General features: G+C 54.6%; 21 protein-coding genes. 16 read left to right on the plus strand and 5 right to left on the minus strand.

Annotated elements, in window-relative coordinates; genetic code table 11:
• The first annotated feature begins 6 nt into the window (after positions 1-6).
• The 3 genes from N3G78_12510 to N3G78_12520 are packed head-to-tail and all read left to right on the plus strand — an operon-like array spanning position 7 to position 1,529.
• Positions 7-315 (plus strand): redoxin domain-containing protein, encoded by a 309-nt coding sequence (locus N3G78_12510; protein ID MCX8118733.1) that lies wholly within the window; start codon positions 7-9, stop codon positions 313-315.
• Positions 316-339: 24 nt separating this feature from the next.
• A complete protein-coding gene (locus tag N3G78_12515; GenBank protein MCX8118734.1) occupies positions 340-948 on the plus strand; it encodes a hypothetical protein in 609 nt (202 codons plus the stop codon).
• A 26-nt stretch (positions 949-974) separates the two neighbouring features.
• The gene (locus N3G78_12520) at positions 975-1,529 is read left to right on the plus strand and encodes an O-acetyl-ADP-ribose deacetylase (GenBank protein MCX8118735.1); all 555 of its coding nucleotides are present in this window, start codon (positions 975-977) and stop codon (positions 1,527-1,529) included.
• Between the two features lie 18 nt (positions 1,530-1,547).
• Here the strand turns inward: N3G78_12520 and N3G78_12525 are convergent, their stop codons facing one another.
• The 3 genes from N3G78_12525 to N3G78_12535 all read right to left on the minus strand — a co-directional run bounded on the left by N3G78_12525 (position 1,548) and on the right by N3G78_12535 (position 4,651).
• Entirely contained in the window at positions 1,548-2,108 is a 561-nt protein-coding gene (locus N3G78_12525; GenBank protein ID MCX8118736.1) for a hypothetical protein, read from the minus strand.
• Positions 2,109-2,308: 200 nt separating this feature from the next.
• Positions 2,309-3,508 (minus strand): FAD-dependent oxidoreductase, encoded by a 1,200-nt coding sequence (locus tag N3G78_12530; GenBank protein ID MCX8118737.1) that lies wholly within the window; start codon positions 3,506-3,508, stop codon positions 2,309-2,311.
• Positions 3,509-3,523: 15 nt separating this feature from the next.
• Positions 3,524-4,651 (minus strand): DGQHR domain-containing protein, encoded by a 1,128-nt coding sequence (locus N3G78_12535; GenBank protein MCX8118738.1) that lies wholly within the window; start codon positions 4,649-4,651, stop codon positions 3,524-3,526.
• Positions 4,652-4,976: 325 nt separating this feature from the next.
• Here N3G78_12535 and N3G78_12540 point away from each other — a divergent pair, with 325 nt between their 5' ends.
• The 3 genes from N3G78_12540 (at position 4,977) to N3G78_12550 (ending at position 6,104) form a co-directional block, all read left to right on the plus strand.
• On the plus strand, positions 4,977-5,240 hold the full coding sequence (locus tag N3G78_12540; protein MCX8118739.1) for a hypothetical protein: 264 nt from the start codon (positions 4,977-4,979) through the stop codon (positions 5,238-5,240).
• Positions 5,241-5,421: 181 nt separating this feature from the next.
• Complete coding sequence (locus tag N3G78_12545; GenBank protein ID MCX8118740.1) at positions 5,422-5,772, plus strand: hypothetical protein; 351 nt, start codon at positions 5,422-5,424, stop codon at positions 5,770-5,772.
• Positions 5,769-6,104, plus strand: coding sequence for a hypothetical protein (locus N3G78_12550; protein MCX8118741.1), 336 nt, complete (start codon positions 5,769-5,771; stop codon positions 6,102-6,104). The genes N3G78_12545 and N3G78_12550 overlap by 4 nt, the downstream gene beginning before the upstream one ends.
• A 176-nt stretch (positions 6,105-6,280) precedes the next feature.
• Here the strand turns inward: N3G78_12550 and trpS are convergent, their stop codons facing one another.
• A complete protein-coding gene (trpS, locus tag N3G78_12555) occupies positions 6,281-7,270 on the minus strand; it encodes a tryptophan--tRNA ligase (protein ID MCX8118742.1) in 990 nt (329 codons plus the stop codon).
• A gap of 3 nt (positions 7,271-7,273) precedes the next feature.
• A complete protein-coding gene (locus N3G78_12560) occupies positions 7,274-7,660 on the minus strand; it encodes a C-GCAxxG-C-C family protein (GenBank protein MCX8118743.1) in 387 nt (128 codons plus the stop codon).
• Between the two features lie 272 nt (positions 7,661-7,932).
• Here N3G78_12560 and yedE point away from each other — a divergent pair, with 272 nt between their 5' ends.
• From yedE to N3G78_12610, 10 genes are all read left to right on the plus strand, one after another.
• Positions 7,933-9,027: a YedE family putative selenium transporter gene (gene yedE / locus N3G78_12565; GenBank protein ID MCX8118744.1), complete on the plus strand. Its 1,095-nt coding sequence runs from the start codon at positions 7,933-7,935 to the stop codon at positions 9,025-9,027.
• 12 nt (positions 9,028-9,039) lie between these two features.
• Positions 9,040-9,258 (plus strand): sulfurtransferase TusA family protein, encoded by a 219-nt coding sequence (locus N3G78_12570; protein ID MCX8118745.1) that lies wholly within the window; start codon positions 9,040-9,042, stop codon positions 9,256-9,258.
• A gap of 92 nt (positions 9,259-9,350) precedes the next feature.
• On the plus strand, positions 9,351-10,400 hold the full coding sequence (selD, locus tag N3G78_12575; GenBank protein ID MCX8118746.1) for a selenide, water dikinase SelD: 1,050 nt from the start codon (positions 9,351-9,353) through the stop codon (positions 10,398-10,400).
• Positions 10,401-10,417: 17 nt separating this feature from the next.
• Complete coding sequence (yedF, locus tag N3G78_12580; GenBank protein MCX8118747.1) at positions 10,418-10,996, plus strand: sulfurtransferase-like selenium metabolism protein YedF; 579 nt, start codon at positions 10,418-10,420, stop codon at positions 10,994-10,996.
• 30 nt (positions 10,997-11,026) lie between these two features.
• The gene (locus N3G78_12585) at positions 11,027-12,190 is read left to right on the plus strand and encodes an aminotransferase class V-fold PLP-dependent enzyme (GenBank protein MCX8118748.1); all 1,164 of its coding nucleotides are present in this window, start codon (positions 11,027-11,029) and stop codon (positions 12,188-12,190) included.
• On the plus strand, positions 12,187-12,408 hold the full coding sequence (locus tag N3G78_12590) for a DUF3343 domain-containing protein (GenBank protein MCX8118749.1): 222 nt from the start codon (positions 12,187-12,189) through the stop codon (positions 12,406-12,408). The genes N3G78_12585 and N3G78_12590 overlap by 4 nt, the downstream gene beginning before the upstream one ends.
• A 53-nt stretch (positions 12,409-12,461) precedes the next feature.
• Positions 12,462-14,018, plus strand: coding sequence for a DUF116 domain-containing protein (locus N3G78_12595; protein ID MCX8118750.1), 1,557 nt, complete (start codon positions 12,462-12,464; stop codon positions 14,016-14,018).
• Positions 14,011-15,111 carry an NAD(P)/FAD-dependent oxidoreductase gene (locus tag N3G78_12600; protein MCX8118751.1) on the plus strand — a complete coding sequence of 367 codons (1,101 nt, stop codon included), beginning with the start codon at positions 14,011-14,013 and terminating at the stop codon, positions 15,109-15,111. Before N3G78_12595 ends, N3G78_12600 begins: the two co-directional genes overlap by 8 nt.
• Positions 15,089-16,138: a radical SAM protein gene (locus N3G78_12605; GenBank protein MCX8118752.1), complete on the plus strand. Its 1,050-nt coding sequence runs from the start codon at positions 15,089-15,091 to the stop codon at positions 16,136-16,138. Before N3G78_12600 ends, N3G78_12605 begins: the two co-directional genes overlap by 23 nt.
• Positions 16,139-16,178: 40 nt before the next feature.
• On the plus strand, positions 16,179-16,360 hold a 182-nt coding region (locus N3G78_12610), incomplete at its 3' end, for a hypothetical protein (protein ID MCX8118753.1).

Raw genomic sequence — 16,360 nt, forward strand, 5'->3', positions numbered from 1 at the left:
GGCGAGATGGAGGGCCATCAGAGGAATCTCTACCTCTATGAGCGCTTCAACGCCCGGGTCGCGGGTGTCAGTCGGGATGATGTGATCACTTTAAAATATTTTGCCAACAGCCTCGATCTCACCTTCCCCCTCCTATCCAATGTGACCTCCTTTCTCGGAGTGAGCGTCGGCGCCCAACCCGATGGGAAACCCATTTTCAGCAGGCGGACCATCATCGTCGATAAGAAGGGGATGATTCGTTATGTAAGGGATGGGTCGCCAGAATTTAAGGACATCCTTCTCTTCCTCAAAAAACTGAACCAAGAGGGTCAATAAAGTGCCCTTCGGGAGGAAATTGCAATGAGACGCAGATTTAGATCCATAGCCCTCTTATTCGTGGGGTTTCTCTTTTGGGGGTGCGCTTCTTTTGAGGGGGAGAAAAAGGCCGTTCCCTACCGCCTGACTCCTCAGGGCACTGTGGTCTGGGAAGAAGAATTCGAATTCGTTCCTCCCCCTCCGGACTGGAAGTTGCTTCGGGTGGAGGTGGGAGAAAATGACATCAACTTTGGATTTATGAGACCCGACCCTGGCCCTTTCCCCTCCATGACCTCCTTCGCTTACGATGAGGAGCCTTTTGGCTGTTCAACCAAGTTCGAAGAACGGGAGAGGGAGTTTTTCAAACGATTTCTCTTCAACGCCATCCTCCAGTTCCAGATCTTAGAAAAGAAGAAGGTCCAGGTCTTGGGCGGAGAGGGACTGGAGGTGACCGTGGAAGGCAAAGACCCAGTCAAAAAGGAGAAGGTCAGGGCCAAGGTCGTCTTCGGGAAGCGGGGAGAACGGATCGTTGGATTCTACATCACCCAATGGCGACCCATAGACGGAACCTATGACCTATCGGCCTTCGAAATCTTCGATAAATTTTGGAAGTCCTTTAAATTTCTAAAAAAATCCTTTTACGAAACCCTCTGACACCAAAACCTTGTGGGGAAAAAACGATGAGAGAAAAGGTGTACCAATCGACCGTGGAGATCCTTCAGGGAGACATCACCCAGCAGGATACCGAAGCGATCGGAAATGCTGCCAATTCCAGGCTTGCCGGAGGGGGTGGGGTGGACGGGGCCATTCACCGGGCGGGCGGCCCTTCGATCATGGAAGAATTGAGGGCAAAGTACAAGGGCTGTCCAACGGGATCGGCCGTGATCACCAGGGGTGGAAATTTAAAGGCCAAATACGTCCTTCATGCGGTCGGCCCGGTTTATTCAGGATCGCCGGAAGATGCGCGCCTTCTTTCCAGCGCCTACCGGAGCTGCCTCGAGCTCTGTTCTCAGCATCAGATCTCTTCGGTGGCCTTCCCATCGATCAGCACCGGCGCTTTTGGCTACCCCCTCGAAGAAGCCTCTCGAGTGGCTTTGAAGACCGTCGTCGACTATTTAAAAGACCATCCTGAGATCAAACTGGTCCGCTTCGTCCTGTTCGACTCCAAAACTCATGCAGCCTATGAACGGGCTTTCAAGGATTTGCTTAAGACAGGTCAAGGAGGTGGGGCCTGAATTTAGGGGGATGACCTTTCAACCCAGTATCTTCCTCAAGGCCTCGTCAGTCTTCCGCCCTCTTGGACTTTCACCTGGCAGATAGAGCATCACCCCTTTCCCGCTTTTTACCGGAACGATTTCGATCTTTCCCTCCGAGGCCATTTTGCTCGTAAATTCAACGGGGTCTTGATTGAAATGTTTTCGGAAGGCATCGTTGAACCCGCTGAAAACACTGTGGATTCCCTTATAGGGGGCCCTCCTCAATCTCTTGATCCCCTCTAAGACGAACTCTTCCTCCGAAAGTTCGTGGTCTGCCCCCTCGAGGATCTGTTGAATGACTTCCTCCGTCAAAGGCCTTTTGGGTGCTTCCCCCGGAAGGAAGAGCATCATTCCACCCTTGAAGGGTCTCGTTTCGATCTTGCCTTCCGCAGCGAGTCGGTTGGTCGCCTCAATGGGGTTTGTCCCGAAATATCTTCGGAAGGCCTCATTAAACCCGCTATAGACGCTATGAATTCCACGAAAGGGCTCTTTCCTCAATTTTTTGATGGCCTCGATGACAAATTCCTCCTCGCTCAATCTCTTTTCCCCTTCTGCCATGGGCACCCCCTTTGAGGAACCGGCCTGAAGCTGTCTCTCTTTGAAGATTAAAAATTTCTAACCCTTTTTTAATCTTATTTTAATCTCTCCGTGTTATCTTATCGGCGAAAGAGAGAATCACTCTTTCCTCCTCAAAAACCTCCACCCTCCTTCGAATCCATCGTCATGGAGAAAACCAAAAGGCGATGGATTTTTTATTCCTATCTTTTTATGTCAAACCCTTCCTTCATCAGGGCCTCTTTGAGCTCCCTCACATTGATCTCTCTTTCTATCGCATGGAGCAGCTCTGCCCTGTTCTTCGTCTCCCCGAGCAAAATACAGCCCACGATCTTATCCTCTTTAAAGGTCACCTTGCAGTACTGACAGTTTTCGCGGTCGCTTCTCACCAAACATTCGAGCTCTCCTTCGGCATCGATTTCACCCATGGAGGTGAGATCGATACCCACCACCTTCAAGGTATTGGAGACCACCGTCCCCTGATAGGTCTCGTCTCCTCCTGCCATATTCACTCCGGCGACCTCGCCCTGTTTCTGCGCCGCTGGCCAGATGCCATAGACCCGGCCTCGATGCTCCACCACATCTCCCGCAGCATAGATTTGGGGAAGGCTCGTCTCTAGCCGATCGTTGACGAGGACCCCGTTTTTGACCTCAACCCCGACCTGCCTCGGCAGAGCAACGTTGGGTCTCACCCCCGCGGAGATGATCACCATTTCTCCTTCTACCCACCTCCCGTCTTTGAGCCGGACCCCCTCGACCCGTTCCCCTCCCACGACCTCCTCACATTGACCGTTGAGGAAGAAGGTGAATCCCATGCGCTCCATCTTCGTTTGGAGGATCTGTGCCCCTTCGGGATCCATCTGCCTGGGGAGAATTCTCGGATTATGTTCAATGACCGACACCTTGATCCCCCGTCTCAACAAGGCCCCTCCCGTCTCCAGGCCCACCAACCCTCCGCCGATCAAGATCGCTTGCCGGACCTTCTCGGAAAAGGCCTTCATCTCAAGGGCGTCTCTCATCGTTCGAAGGGTAAATACCCCCCTCTTCTCTCTTCCGGGGATGGGCGGCACAAAAGGGATCCCTCCGGTGGCCATCAAAAGTAGATCGTAGGCGTAAATCTTCCCTGACCGTGTAAGGGCCTCTTTCCGATCCGGTGAAACCTCGATCACGGGCTCTTCAAGATGGAGATCGATCCCCCGGGCCCGGTAAAATTCCGGGGTATGGATGGTCAGTTCCTTTGGGGTAACCTCTCCCGCAATCAGATCAGGAAAGCGGACGCGATAATAGAAGGGATAGGCCTCCTCCGTGAAGATGTGGATTTGACCGCTCGGGTCTTTCTCTCTGATTCGGACGGCCGCCCTCGCGCCGGCCACACCATTTCCGATGATGAGATAACGCTTCACCTCGCCATTCCTCCCTTATCCCCTTTGGAGCGTCTCCCTCAGTTCCCTGCTCAGAAGTTCAACGGTCCCTCTCGTCCCGCCTCCCAATTTTTTTCGCCAATCCCCTTCGGTTTCGAATCGCCCCTCCCCGACCCAATGGGCCCAGGGCCGTATGGCCTCCCGGATGCCGTAAAAATCGAAGGCGTCGTTCTTCAATGCCTTCGATCTGGCCATCACATCTGGGGTGACCCGGATAAAGGCCCTAAGGGCTGCCCCCGTTTTGATGCTATACTTTTTCCCAGACCAGGCATTGGGGAAGGTGGATTGAATCGCCTTGAAATAGTTGAGGAAGAAGCGCCTTCCATTCTGTTCAAACTCCTTGAACTTGCCCGGGCCACCGATTTTCTCGAGGTTATTGAAGAGGTCCCTCATCTCGCCCGCAAGGGAGGCCTGGGTCACTTTCCCCTTCCCCACGCCAAGGACCTTGATCTCCCCTCGAAGGGGGGAGGTCTCCTCCTCGTTGAGAGCTCGGATGATGTCATGGGCCAAGGCCTCGTAGGGTTGGGCATAGAGTCTGCGTCCGGTCAGGGAGATGAGATGAGAGGGGTTCAGCCGAGTATGTTTGGCGTTGATCGTCACGAAGAGTTCCACGATCTGTTGGGGGCCGAGAGAGTCGAAGACCACCGCGGGTACGTCCAGGTCCTCCTCCTTCATCTCCCGGGCGCTTAAGGCCAGTAACCGGTGCTGACCATCCAGACACCGGAGAATACCCGGTTCCTCAGGGATTTGAAGCATCCCCATGTCAGGGTTTTTCCCGAACGGTGAGAATTCGAGGCGCCTTTCGGAGATCATGATCACCGCCCCAGGGATGGCTGGCAGGTTCTGGGCTTCCCTGCAGTTGGAATAGTACTGGACCAGCTCCTGAATCTTCTTCCGAATGACAGGCCTTTGAAAGGCCCCCTCGCTCTTCCCGATCCGCTTTTCGAGCATCTCCCAGTTGATCGCATGAACCTTCGTCTTCCTTTTCTTCTCTGTCCTCGAGTCTGCCTCTGGATAGTGCAAAACCTCAAATCGGACCAATCTCTCAACGTCCTTTGCGGAGAAGGTGGTTTGAAAAAATTCCAGGCCAAACTGTTTGACCCTCAGAGCAGGGCTGGTGATCATGCTCCCTCCACCTCCTTTGCTTCGGATACCCCCTGTTTGACTTCCTCGAGTTTATCCCTCCATTACTGTCCTTCATAGCATATTTCTCTTCGTCCCAACAAGGGAGAGTAACGACATGGAAGGCCCCATACTCATTCGTCATCGGGTCGATCCCCCGGGTTCCCCTCTTTGGGGAGGGGGGATCAAAAGAGAAATTCCTCCCCCCGACGAGGGTCATAGATATCAGACATCCGTCAGGTTGACATGAAGATTTTCCCGAACGGGAATTGTAATTTTGGGCACAGAAAATTATATTAAAAACAGGGGGAGAAAGGGGTGGATCGACATGCGAAAACTCATGCCTTTGTTGGGGATGGTCTTCCATTGGGGATGGGTCTTAACGGCCTTCTCTGAGGAGGCCCCTCGAATGACCAAGGAGCAGTTGAGGAACCTCTTGGGGCAACCCGATGTAATCGTCATCGATGTCCGTTATGGCAAGGAATGGACCCAAAGCGACTCCAAGATTAAAGGGGCGGTCAGGGAAGATCCCGAGGACCTGAAATCCTGGGCCAACAAATACTCTCCTCATCAAACCCTCGTGCTCTACTGAACCTGACCCAACGAGGGGACCAGTGCCAGTTTGGCACAGGAACTAATTGCCTTGGGCTACAGGAAGGTCTTCGCATTGAAGGGCGGTTGGAAGTCCTGGATCAAATCCGGCTTCCCGGTAGAACCGAAATGAAATTTGGATTTTCCCTTGTTCCGGTCAAAGAGGGGAGGGGGAGTGGCCGATGGGAAAAGGACGGGATTTCCCCGATGAATGGGGGAACGATCCGACCGTGCAGACGATGCGTCGGATGTTTTCACGTTTAGAAAAAGCTCAGAGCCAATTATTGGACTCGCTCTCCATCGCCCCCCTCCACCCAAGGCTACGGAAGGTTCGAACCGAGGCAAGGGATCTTTTTGAGATGCTCTGGCCCCTCGCCCTGCAAAGAGGGATCGTCTCGGGCGAGGAGCAAACGGTCCTCCTTTACCTCTCATGCCTGAAGCATAGTCTAAAAAGGGAAGGGTTTGCGGTTCCGGATCACGGCGATGCAAAAGAGGAGGAAATGAGAAAATTTCTCAAGGAGGCCCTGAGGTGATCCGCCTTCGCCTTTTTGGCCGATGCCGCATCTACCACGATCCCGTCGCTCCGGTCCAGCGGGCTCCGGCACAGGTGGGATGGGAGGCGTGGTTCCGGCGGATCGATCTGGTCACCCCCCAGAGACTAAAAGGAGAAGAGTTGCTCTTACGAACGCGGGGATGGTGGACGGTCGAACCCGCGGAGGTGGCTGAGGTGGTAAAAAATTTTGGTCGCCTGGTGGTGGGAGAGGCCGGGGAGTTGATGGTGGAATGTCTGGATCAAAAGACGGCCGAAGACCTTAATAGGGCCCTTGCAGAGCGCTTCGGGGACCAGGTCTTCCTTGCCCCTTGAAACACGTTAAAAACTCTTTTCCCCACAAAAACGCTCTCCCACTCTGCCGCTCCCCTCAAAATAATACCATCCTCTTTACGACCCGGCGAAGGGACCTAACGGGGAGACTTCTTCAAGTAGCTCGGGATAAAAACCCCTTAAGGTGAAGCGGCTTGGGACCTATCGTGGAATGGCGGTCATCTCAACCAATGCGCTTTAACCCCTATCTTGGCCCGAACCTCGTCCATGACCGTTTCGGCGAGCGCTTTGCAACGTTCCGCCCCTGTTTTGAGGATTTTGGGGATGTATTCGGGCTTGTCGTTCATCTCTCGCACACGAGCCTGGATGGGTTTTAGTTCTTCGATCATGTTCCTCCAAAGGATCTCCTTACACTCGATACACCCAATCCCTGCCGTCCGACATCCCTGATCGACGTAGGCGATCTGATCTTCTCGAGAAAAGGCGGTGTGCATCGTAAAGATATTGCAATGTTCCGGATGTCCGGGATCCCTCCTCCGTTCTCGGTGAGGACAGGTGGCTGCTGTTCTCAGCTTCTCCCAGATGGCCTCTGGAGGTTCGAGAAGTCCGATGGTGTTGTTCATCGATTTGGACATCTTGGCCTGTCCGTCGGTTCCCATGATCCGGGGAGCGGTAGAAAGGAGGACCTTCGGCTCCGGGAAGGTCTCCCCGAAACGGCTGTTGAACTTCCGGGCGATCTCCCGGGAGAGCTCCACGTGCTGGGTCTGATCCTCCCCCACCGGCACATAGCTCGCCTTGTAGAGGAGGATGTCAGCGGCTTGAAGCACAGGATAGTCCAAGAGCCCCATGTTGATGTTCTGTCGATGCTGTTTCGCCTTCTCCTTGAACTGGGTCATCCTCTCCAGCTCTCCCACAGGGGTCACGCAGTTGAAGATCCAGGCCAGCTCCGTATGTTCGGGCACATGCGATTGAACGAAGACGGTGCATTTCTCCGGGGTCAATCCACACGCCACCAGAATGGTGGCGGTTTCGAGGATCCTCTTCTGCATCTGGGTGACCTCATATTCGATGGTGATGGCATGATAATCGACCACACAATAGATGCACTCATACTGGTCGATTAGCCTGACCCAGTTCCTTATTGCTCCGACATAATTGCCAATGTGAATCTCACCCGAGGGCTGAATCCCGCTGAAGATCCTGTCCATGGGTCACCTTTTTTCTTCCATCTTCTCTAAATATTCGCAGAGCATTCCCGCGGCCTTCTCGACGATGGCCATGCATTTCTCCCTCCCCCCAGAAGTCAACCATTTCTTGTTCTCCTCGGGGTCATCGAGATGAAAGCCGATGAGGTCATAACAATTTCTGCTCCCGAACTCCTTCTCAAACTGTTCCCAAAACTCCTGACATCTCTCATAAACCTTCAGCAGGGTTTCTCGATCTTTGGGGTCTGTCCGGCCCATCTTCATTCCGATGGCCATGATCGAGGCGGTAAAGGCACCGCAAAGTGAACCCTTCCGGCCAATTCCGCCACCGAATCCGGTGGCGATTCTCGGGAGGAAAGACTCTTCATATCCAACCAGATCCTTGACACTCAAGGAGACCGACTCGGCTCAGTTAAACCCTTGATCGAAATAGCCTTTGGCCTTTTCCGCAACCGAAATGGGATCGCCCATAGCCCCTCCTTTTTAAAAGGTATTGCCATTTTAAAAGGAAAGGGCCCAGTTTTCAATCCGCATCTCCTAATTCCATTGAAATTTTTAATAAGAGCAGGCCATTTTATTGAAAAATCCGATTTGACTTATAGGAATTTTCCATTAAAGGTAATTTTACCTCATTCGGGTTTTCACATAAAGATAGGAGGGAAAACATGGAAAGAACAGTCCAGTTTTTTGGCACCCGTTGGGGGATCATCTCGGTGGGCGCCTTGATCGGGATCCTCGCTCCCCTTTTACAGAGATGGGGCAACCCTGGCAACATGGGGGTCTGTGTGGCCTGCTTCGACAGGGATATTGCAGGAGCCCTGGGGCTTCATCGGGCGGCCTTGGTTCAATATATGCGACCTGAAATCATCGGTTTTGTGTTGGGGTCCCTCATCGCAGCTTACGTCTTCAAAGAATTCCGGGCCCGAGCCGGCTCTGCTCCCATCGTGCGTTTCGTCCTCGGCGCCTTCGCCATGATTGGCGCTCTGGTCTTCTTGGGCTGTCCATGGCGCGCTGCCCTTCGTTTGGCCGGGGGGGACGGAAATGCCATCTTTGGCCTGCTCGGACTGATCGGAGGCATATGGATTGGGACCTTTTTCCTCAAAGGGGGCTACAACCTGGGACGTTCTCAAAAAACCCACACTTCGGTCGGATGGTTGTTGCCCTTGATCATGCTTGGCTTTCTCGTTTTGATGTTGATCTTTCCCCGGGTGGAGGGTCAGGAAAAAAGCGGGGTGTTATTTTACAGCCTTAAGGGACCAGGCTCCCTGCATGCCCCATTAATCGTCTCCTTGGGGGCCGGCCTTTTAATCGGGTTTCTGGCGCAGAGAAGCCGTTTCTGCACCATGGGGGCCATCCGGGATTTCATCCTTTTTAAACAGACTCACCTCCTTTCAGGTTTCATTGCCCTCGTCGTGGTGGCCTTCTTCGTCAATCTGATTTTGGGCCAGTTTAAACCCGGATTTGAAAAACAACCCGTTGCCCATATGATGAGCCTTTGGAACTTCGGGGGAATGGTCTTAGCGGGATTGGCCTTCTGTCTGGCCGGGGGATGCCCCGGCCGGCAGCTCTTCCTCGCCGGAGAAGGCGATGGAGATGCGGCAGTTTTTGTTTTAGGGATGATCGTGGGAGCCGCCTTTGCCCATAATTTCGGCCTGGCAAGCTCTCCCGAGGGCGTCGGCCCTTATGGAGTCCAGGCAGTAATCATCGGGCTTCTCGCCTGTCTCTTTATCGGCCTCACCATGAGAAAAGAGTTGGCTTAAGGAGGGATAAAAATGAGTACCATGGTCGATGCCAGAGGGTTATCATGCCCCCAACCAGTCCTTTTGGCCTTGAACGAGATGAAAAAGGTCGATAAGGGAGAGATCGTCATCCTCGTGGATACGGACACCTCCAAAGAGAATGTCTCCCGGGCGGCTACCGCTCAGGGTTGGAATGTGAAGGGCATCGAACCGGAAGGGATGGGATACCGTATCACCCTTTCAAGGAAATAGGAAAGTAAAGGTTAGATAAAAAAGGGACGGATCTGTCGGATTAGCGTTTTTTTGTCTTAAAATAAAAAGGGGGAGAAAGGTGGTAAATTCGGATGAATTTCTTCAAGAAGAAAACCTTAACCGGGCTCTCCCGGACCTGCGGGTGAGCGGCAAAGATTGGTCCGACGGATCTGTCGGACGCATTAAAATCTCTGAAGCGATCGCAGGATCCGAACCTCCTGGTGGGGTTTGAAACCAGTGATGATGCGGCGGTGTACCGTGTCACGGACGAGATAGCCCTGGTCAGCACCGTTGATTTTATAACTCCTCCGGTGGACGACCCTTACTGGTTTGGCCAGATCGCTGCGGCCAATTCCCTTTCGGATATTTATGCGATGGGCGGGAAACCGTTGACCGCCCTGAATTTGGTCATGTTCCCCTCCCATAAACTGGAAATGGGTATCCTAAGAGAAATCCTGCGGGGAGGGGCCGATAAGGTTTCAGAAGCGGGGGCCTCGATTGCGGGCGGACATTCGGTGGACGATAACGAACCCAAATACGGACTTGCGGTCACCGGAGTGGTCCATCCAAAACGGATTCTGACCAATGCGGGAGCGAAGCCAGGAGATGTACTGGTTCTGACCAAGCCCATCGGCACAGGGGTCCTCTTCAATGCCTGTCGTTCCAGGAAACTTCCCTGGAAGGATCTGGAAGCAATATTACCGAAGGTGGCCTCCTTGAATCGAGAGGCCATAGAAACGGCCTTACGATTTGAGACCCACGCCTGTACCGATATCACCGGGTTTGGGATCGTGGGACACTCGCTGGAGATGGCGAGGGGAAGCGGGGTCCAAATCCAACTTGACTACGACCGGATCCCCGTTTACCCATACGCCCTGGAAATGTATCGCAAGGGAGAAACGACCGGAAGCAACAGGGCCAACCGAAAACTCTCGGAGGGGTTCTTTGAAAGGAAGAGGCCCTTAAAGGGGGAAGAGGAGGAGATTCTTTTTGATCCCCAAACCTCCGGAGGGCTTTTGATCTCCGTCTCTTCCAGAGATGCCGATGCCTTACAGGAGGAGTTGAAAAGGAAAGGGATCGATCCGGTCTCCCGGGTTGGAGAAGTCGTCCCCGCATCCTCCCCGAAGGTATTGATCCTGTAATTCAAAGGAGGTATGGGATGAAGGAGATCGATTGCCGCGGGTTGGCATGCCCTCAACCCGTTCTCACCACCAAAAAGGCCTTGGAGGAGATCGAAGAGGGCCCTTTGAGGGTCGTCGTCGATGATCTTGCCGCTCGGGACAACGTGGAACGGTTTGCCAAAAGCCAAGGGGCGAGCGTAAGCATAGAACAGAAGGGGAATGATTTTTATATCACCATAGATAAAAAGGGGGGTGGAAGCCCTTCCTCTCCTTCGAAGGCTGAAAAAGTGGTCATCTATATGAATTCCAATCTCCTCGGAGTGGGCGATGAAACCTTGGGCTCGACCCTCATCCGGTCTTTTTTCCACGTCCTGGCTGAGATGGATCCCGTCCCTTCGGCGATCATCTTCATCAATTCAGGGGTTCGCTTGACGACCGAGGGATCGGAGGTTTTAGAGGACCTTAAGAATCTTTCTCAAAAAGGGGTCAGCCTCCTCTCCTGCGGGACCTGCCTCGATTATTACGGCCTGAAGGAGAAGCTCAAGGTGGGGGTCGTGTCCAATATGTACGACATCGCAAGGACTTTATTTGAGGCAGACCGGCTGATCAGGCCCTGAGCCGCGCAGAGAAAAATCGGGACCAAGGTTGTGAAGGCGATCTATTTCGATAACGCGGCCACTTCCTGGCCCAAACCTCCTGAAGTTAGGGAGGCGATGATCCGATTCATGGATAAGATCGGAGCCAACCCGGGCCGTTCCGGCCACCGGCTTTCGATCGAGGCCGCAAGAATCCTTTACGAAGCCCGAGAGGCCCTCTCGAAGCTCTTCAATATCGGAGACCCTTCCCGGATCATATTTACCCTCAATGCGACCGAATCCATCAACCTCGCCCTGAAGGGTCTTCTCCTACCGGGAGACCATGTCCTCACCAGCAGCATGGAACACAATTCTGTGATGAGACCTCTCAGAGCGTTAGAGAAGAGAGGGGTCTTATTGAGCGTCGTCCCCTGTTCTCCCCAAGGCGAATTAGATCCCCAAGAGGTCGAAAGGAGGATTCGACCCCGGACGAAGATGATCGTCCTCAACCATGCCTCCAATGTCACGGGAACCCTGCTTCCGGTCCGAGAGATCGGAAAGATCGCAAGAGCTCATGGGATCCTATTTATGGTCGATGCCGCTCAAACCGCCGGGGCCTATCCCATCGATCTGGACGACAACGGGATTGACCTCCTCGCCTTTACCGGCCATAAAAGCCTCTACGGCCCGCAAGGGACAGGAGGGCTGGTCATCGGAGAAAACGTCACGATCGAGGAACTGAGGCCCTTGAAGCAGGGAGGGACGGGAAGTCGGTCAGAATTTGAAGAACAACCTGACTTTTTGCCCGATCGGTATGAAAGCGGAACGCCCAACACGGTAGGCATTGCGGGTCTTCTTGCCGGGGTCCGGTTCGTGTTGAGCAAGGGGGTGGAATCCATCCGGGGACATGAACATCGTCTGATGGCGATCTTGATGGAAGGGCTTCGCGACATCCCCGGCCTATCGCTCTATGGCCCTCAAAATCCAGCCGGAAAGATGGCCACCCTCTCCTTCAATCTCGGGGATTTATCCCCCTCGGAGGTCGCCTCTCGTCTGGAGGAGGATGGGGCAATCCTTTGCCGTCCTGGCCTTCACTGTTCGCCCTCCGCCCATAAAACGATCGGGACCTTCCCGGAGGGTACCGTTCGATTCAGCCTCGGGTACTTCAACACGACCGAAGAAATCCGAATAGCCGTCGAGGCGATCGATCGCCTCGCCAGAAAAAGATCCCCATGATTTACGCCGTCATCCTCTTCCCATCCACCCACCATGCGATTCGCGCCGAAAAGAAGGCCCGGGAGAACGGATTCTCCGTCAAACTCATCCCGGTCCCCCGCCACCTCAGCTCCGATTGCGGGGTCTGCCTTCGCTGCCCTCTTGAGCAGAGGGAGGCCTTGGAGACCCTATTGGAACAGGAGGGCGTCAGAATCGAAGCCGTCCACCCCCTCCCTTAGTTCCCGGACAGGTCACATTGAAGGCCGCTACAAAATAGTTTATAAAAATTTTCATGGAAACGTGGAGGCTTCTCGACACCGGGGCCCGCTCCGCCGCCGAAAACATGGCCCTCGATGAGGTGCTTCTCGAATTAAAAGCCCATGAGAAGATCCCTCCTACCCTCCGCTTTCTCCAATTCTCAAATCCTTCGGTCCTGGTCGGCCACCATCAATCCGTTGAGGAAGAAGTCCGCCTCGATTACTGCCAGCGGAAGGGCATCGAGATCAACCGGAGGCTCACCGGTGGCGGCGCCCTCTATTGGGGAGTGGCAGAACTGGGGTGGGAGATCTACATCTCCAAAACGGACCCCCGAATTCCATCGAGAATCGAAGACCTATATCGGATAATGGGCGAGGCCTCGGCCCATGGGTTGAGGCGGCTAGGCCTCAAAGCGTCCTTCCGACCCCGAAACGACGTGGAGGTGGGCGGAAGAAAGATTTCGGGCACAGGGGGGACCGAACTCTCCGGAGCCATTTTGTTCCAAGGGACGATCCTCGTCGATTTCGACGTCGACGAGATGCTGAGGGCCTTGAGGATTCCGACCGAGAAACTGCAGGATAAAGAGATCCAATCGGTCAAGGAGAGGGTCACCTGCCTCAAATGGGAGTTGGGTCGCGTCCCTTCCCTCTCCAACATCAAAGATTCCCTGATCAAAGGCTTTCAGGAAAGGTTTGGAGTCCGGTTCGAACCGGAGCCCTTGACCTCCCACGAGGAGAGGCTCTTAAAAGAGAGACTCCCCTATTACTCTTCTCCCGCCCACGTCTTTAAGGTGAGGGAGGCCCTGCCGCGGAGAAAGACCCTCGCTTCGGTCCTCAAAGCCCCCGGGGGGTTGATCCGGGTCTCCATGGCGATCGATACGAGGACCCAGGTGATCAACCAGATCCTGATCACGGGAGACTTCTTCGCCTATCCCAAAAGGGCCATCTTCGATCTCGAAAGCCTCCTGAAGAATTCGAAGGCCACTCCCTCCGGGATCGAACGGATCGTGAGGGACTTTTTCTCCACCGTGAAACCCCAAATCCCGGGTGTGAAGGAAGAACATCTCATCCAGGCGATTGAAGAGGCCCTCCAGAAGAAGGAGCTTCTCCCTTTCGGGTTCGACGAGAGCGAGACCCATCATCTCTTTCCCGTTTTAAAGCCCTTCAAAGAGGTGAGACGGCCGGAAGTCCTCCTCCTCCCTTATTGCGCCAAGGAAGTAGGCTGCCCCTTTCGGTACCAGAGAGGCTGCGATGGATGCGGGGGGTGCTCGATCGGCATGGCCGTGGAACTGGCAAGGTCTTTCCACATGGATCCGATCACGATCCAGAATTACGAGGACCTCGAGGCCACCCTTCGTCAGCTCAAACGATCGGGGGCGACCAGCTTCATCGGCTCCTGCTGTGAGCCTTTCTACGGGAAACATCGACCGGACTTCGAGAGGATCGGGCTTCCCGGCATCCTCGTCGATGTGGAGAGGAGCACCTGTTACGATCTGAACCGGGAGAAGGAGGCCCATTTAGGGACGTTCGAGAACCAGACCTCTCTCAACCTCCCTCTTCTCAAAAAGGTCCTGGAGTTCGCCCATGGGTGAATCCTATGACCTCGTCGTCGTAGGGGCCGGACCGGCGGGTGCGAGCGCGGCCCGGGCCGCCGCCCAAAGAGGGGTGAAGGTCCTTCTCATCGATCAGAGAAAGCGGGTGGGCCTTCCTGTGCAGTGCGGCGAGCTTGTCTCCCAGTGGATTTCGAGCTATGCCCCCTTTGACCCCAGAGCCATCGTCCAACCGGTGGAGGCGATGGCCGTCCATCTCCCGGATCAACCGCCCCTTTGGATGAAAAGCCCGGGATATATGTTGGACCGTCATCTTTTCGACAATGACCTTGCCATTTCAGCCGTCCTATCGGGGGCAGAGATCGCCATCGGAACGAAGGCCCTTCACGCCTCCTCCGAAGGCGTCCTTCTGCGCCGGGGGACGAAGGAAGAATGGGTCCGGGCCAGGGTGATCATCGCCGCCGATGGCCTTTCATCCACCGTTGCCCGCTCCGCAAACCAACCTCCTTTAAAGGAGTTGAGGGCCCTCCAGTACGAGGTCGTCCTCCATAGGCCGCAATCTTTCACGGAGATCCATTTTCATCCCGATTATGAGGGAGGGTATGCCTGGTTCTTCCCGAAGGGGAAGAGGGCCAACGCGGGCGTCGGTGTCGTCCCTTCAAAAACCTCTTTGCTTCCGGAATTGCTCGACCAATTTCTTCATGGCTTAAAACATTCCGGAAATTTGCCAAGGGTCGAGATCGTCTCAAAGACAGGCGGGTCCATCCCCTGCGAGCCCCGAAAGGAGACCGTCGTCGGGAACATCCTCTTTGTGGGCGATGCAGCCGGCCATGCCCATCCCATCACGGGCGCGGGAATTCTCAACGCCGTCATGGGCGGATCCATGGCGGGAAGGATCGCGGCAGAGGCGATCCTAAGCGGGAACCTAGGGATATTAAAAAATTACGAGGTCGAATGGAACGAAGCCTTCGGAGCCTCCCTCCATTATGGTTTTAGGAAGAGGAGGCTCCTCGAAGAGAACTGGAATAACAAGGAAATCGGCTTTAAAAACTTGATCCGGAAGACCTGGGTCGGTTTCAGAGAATATTATGAAGAGAGGAGAAAAAGACGTCATGGCCACCCGAACGAGTCCTGAGTATATCCAGACCAGCTTGGCCGCCTCCCTCACCCTGGGCTTCCAGCAGGGGCTCTTCCATCGGAATGCGAAGCTGAAGGGACTGAACCTCCTCCTCCATTACGAGGAGGGCTGCCTGGGAAGATGCCACTTCTGCGGGCTTTCGAGATCGAGACAGGAAGGCCCGAGGGGGAAGACCTTCATCCGCGTCGACTGGCCTCTTTACCCCCTCGAAGAAATCATCGAGAGGTCAAAGGGCAGAGAACAGATCCACCGGGTCTGCATCTCCATGATCACCCATCCCAAAGCCTACGAGGATACCCTCCATGTCATCGAAAGGTTCAAAAGGGAGACCGACCTCTTCATCAGCGTCCTCGTCACGCCCACTCTCATCCATGGCACCGAACCCTTGAAGAGGATGAAAGAAGCGGGTGCCGACCGGATCGGAATCGCCATCGATGCAGCGACCCCCGAGCTCTTCGATCAGCTGAGAGGGAAAGGAGTCCATGGCCCCCATCGGTGGGATCATTACTGGAAGGTTGTGCAGGAAGGAGTGACTGTCTTCGGAACGTTCCACGTCGGCATCCACCTCATCGTGGGCCTTGGCGAGACAGAGCTTGAGATGGTTCAGGCCATTCAGAGAGGACAGGATATGGGCGCTTTTACCCATCTCTTCTCCTTCTTTCCGGAAAAGGGAAGCCCCATGGAAGGCCATCCCTCTCCTCCCCTTGATCAATACCGGAGGATCCAGCTTGCCCGTTGGATCATCAACGAGGGGTTGGGATCGATCGATCAGATGGGGTTCGACGAGGCCGGTAAGATCGTCGACTTCGGCATGGACATCGACCCCTTGATCCAGCGGGGCGAACCCTTCATGACCTCGGGTTGTCCGGGAAGGGATGGGAAGGTAGCCTGCAACCGGCCTTACGGCAACGAACGGCCCTCCGGTCCCATCCGGAACTTCCCGTTCTTACCGGAACCGAAGGATATCGAGGAAATCAGGAAACAATTGGAAGATGGAGGCGAAACCCGAACACCTATGACGTGATCCCACCTGATCTCCCATCCTCAAAAATTCATAGGAGACGATGGGTATTCGATCTTGGCAGGAACTCTCCGTGATTGAAGACTTGATCCCACTCCCCCTGTCTGACCTCCAAACCGAGGCGTTTCGCCTTAGAAAGCTCCATTTCGGCAAGGAACTCACCTTCTCCATCCCCGGCACAGTCGCCTATCAGGATAGCACGCTTTCGTCTCGGCGGGATCGTTT

The sequence above is a fragment of the Thermodesulfobacteriota bacterium genome, from assembly GCA_026415035.1.
Classification (GTDB): Bacteria; Desulfobacterota; BSN033; order BSN033; family UBA1163; genus RBG-16-49-23.

Excerpts from the sequence above, each read along its gene's own strand:
- N3G78_12595 (MCX8118750.1), top strand. The coding sequence starts at position 12,462 with ATGGAAACGTGGAGGCTTCTCGACACCGGGGCCCGCTCCGCCGCCGAA.
- N3G78_12525 (MCX8118736.1), bottom strand. The coding sequence starts at position 2,108 with ATGGCAGAAGGGGAAAAGAGATTGAGCGAGGAGGAATTTGTCATCGAG.
- N3G78_12605 (MCX8118752.1), top strand. The coding sequence starts at position 15,089 with ATGGCCACCCGAACGAGTCCTGAGTATATCCAGACCAGCTTGGCCGCC.
- N3G78_12540 (MCX8118739.1), top strand. The coding sequence starts at position 4,977 with ATGCGAAAACTCATGCCTTTGTTGGGGATGGTCTTCCATTGGGGATGG.
- N3G78_12520 (MCX8118735.1), top strand. The coding sequence starts at position 975 with ATGAGAGAAAAGGTGTACCAATCGACCGTGGAGATCCTTCAGGGAGAC.
- trpS (MCX8118742.1), bottom strand. The coding sequence starts at position 7,270 with ATGGACAGGATCTTCAGCGGGATTCAGCCCTCGGGTGAGATTCACATT.
- N3G78_12590 (MCX8118749.1), top strand. The coding sequence starts at position 12,187 with ATGATTTACGCCGTCATCCTCTTCCCATCCACCCACCATGCGATTCGC.
- yedE (MCX8118744.1), top strand. The coding sequence starts at position 7,933 with ATGGAAAGAACAGTCCAGTTTTTTGGCACCCGTTGGGGGATCATCTCG.
- N3G78_12570 (MCX8118745.1), top strand. The coding sequence starts at position 9,040 with ATGAGTACCATGGTCGATGCCAGAGGGTTATCATGCCCCCAACCAGTC.
- N3G78_12535 (MCX8118738.1), bottom strand. The coding sequence starts at position 4,651 with ATGATCACCAGCCCTGCTCTGAGGGTCAAACAGTTTGGCCTGGAATTT.
- N3G78_12600 (MCX8118751.1), top strand. The coding sequence starts at position 14,011 with ATGGGTGAATCCTATGACCTCGTCGTCGTAGGGGCCGGACCGGCGGGT.
- N3G78_12515 (MCX8118734.1), top strand. The coding sequence starts at position 340 with ATGAGACGCAGATTTAGATCCATAGCCCTCTTATTCGTGGGGTTTCTC.
- N3G78_12510 (MCX8118733.1), top strand. The coding sequence starts at position 7 with ATGGAGGGCCATCAGAGGAATCTCTACCTCTATGAGCGCTTCAACGCC.
- N3G78_12545 (MCX8118740.1), top strand. The coding sequence starts at position 5,422 with ATGGGAAAAGGACGGGATTTCCCCGATGAATGGGGGAACGATCCGACC.
- yedF (MCX8118747.1), top strand. The coding sequence starts at position 10,418 with ATGAAGGAGATCGATTGCCGCGGGTTGGCATGCCCTCAACCCGTTCTC.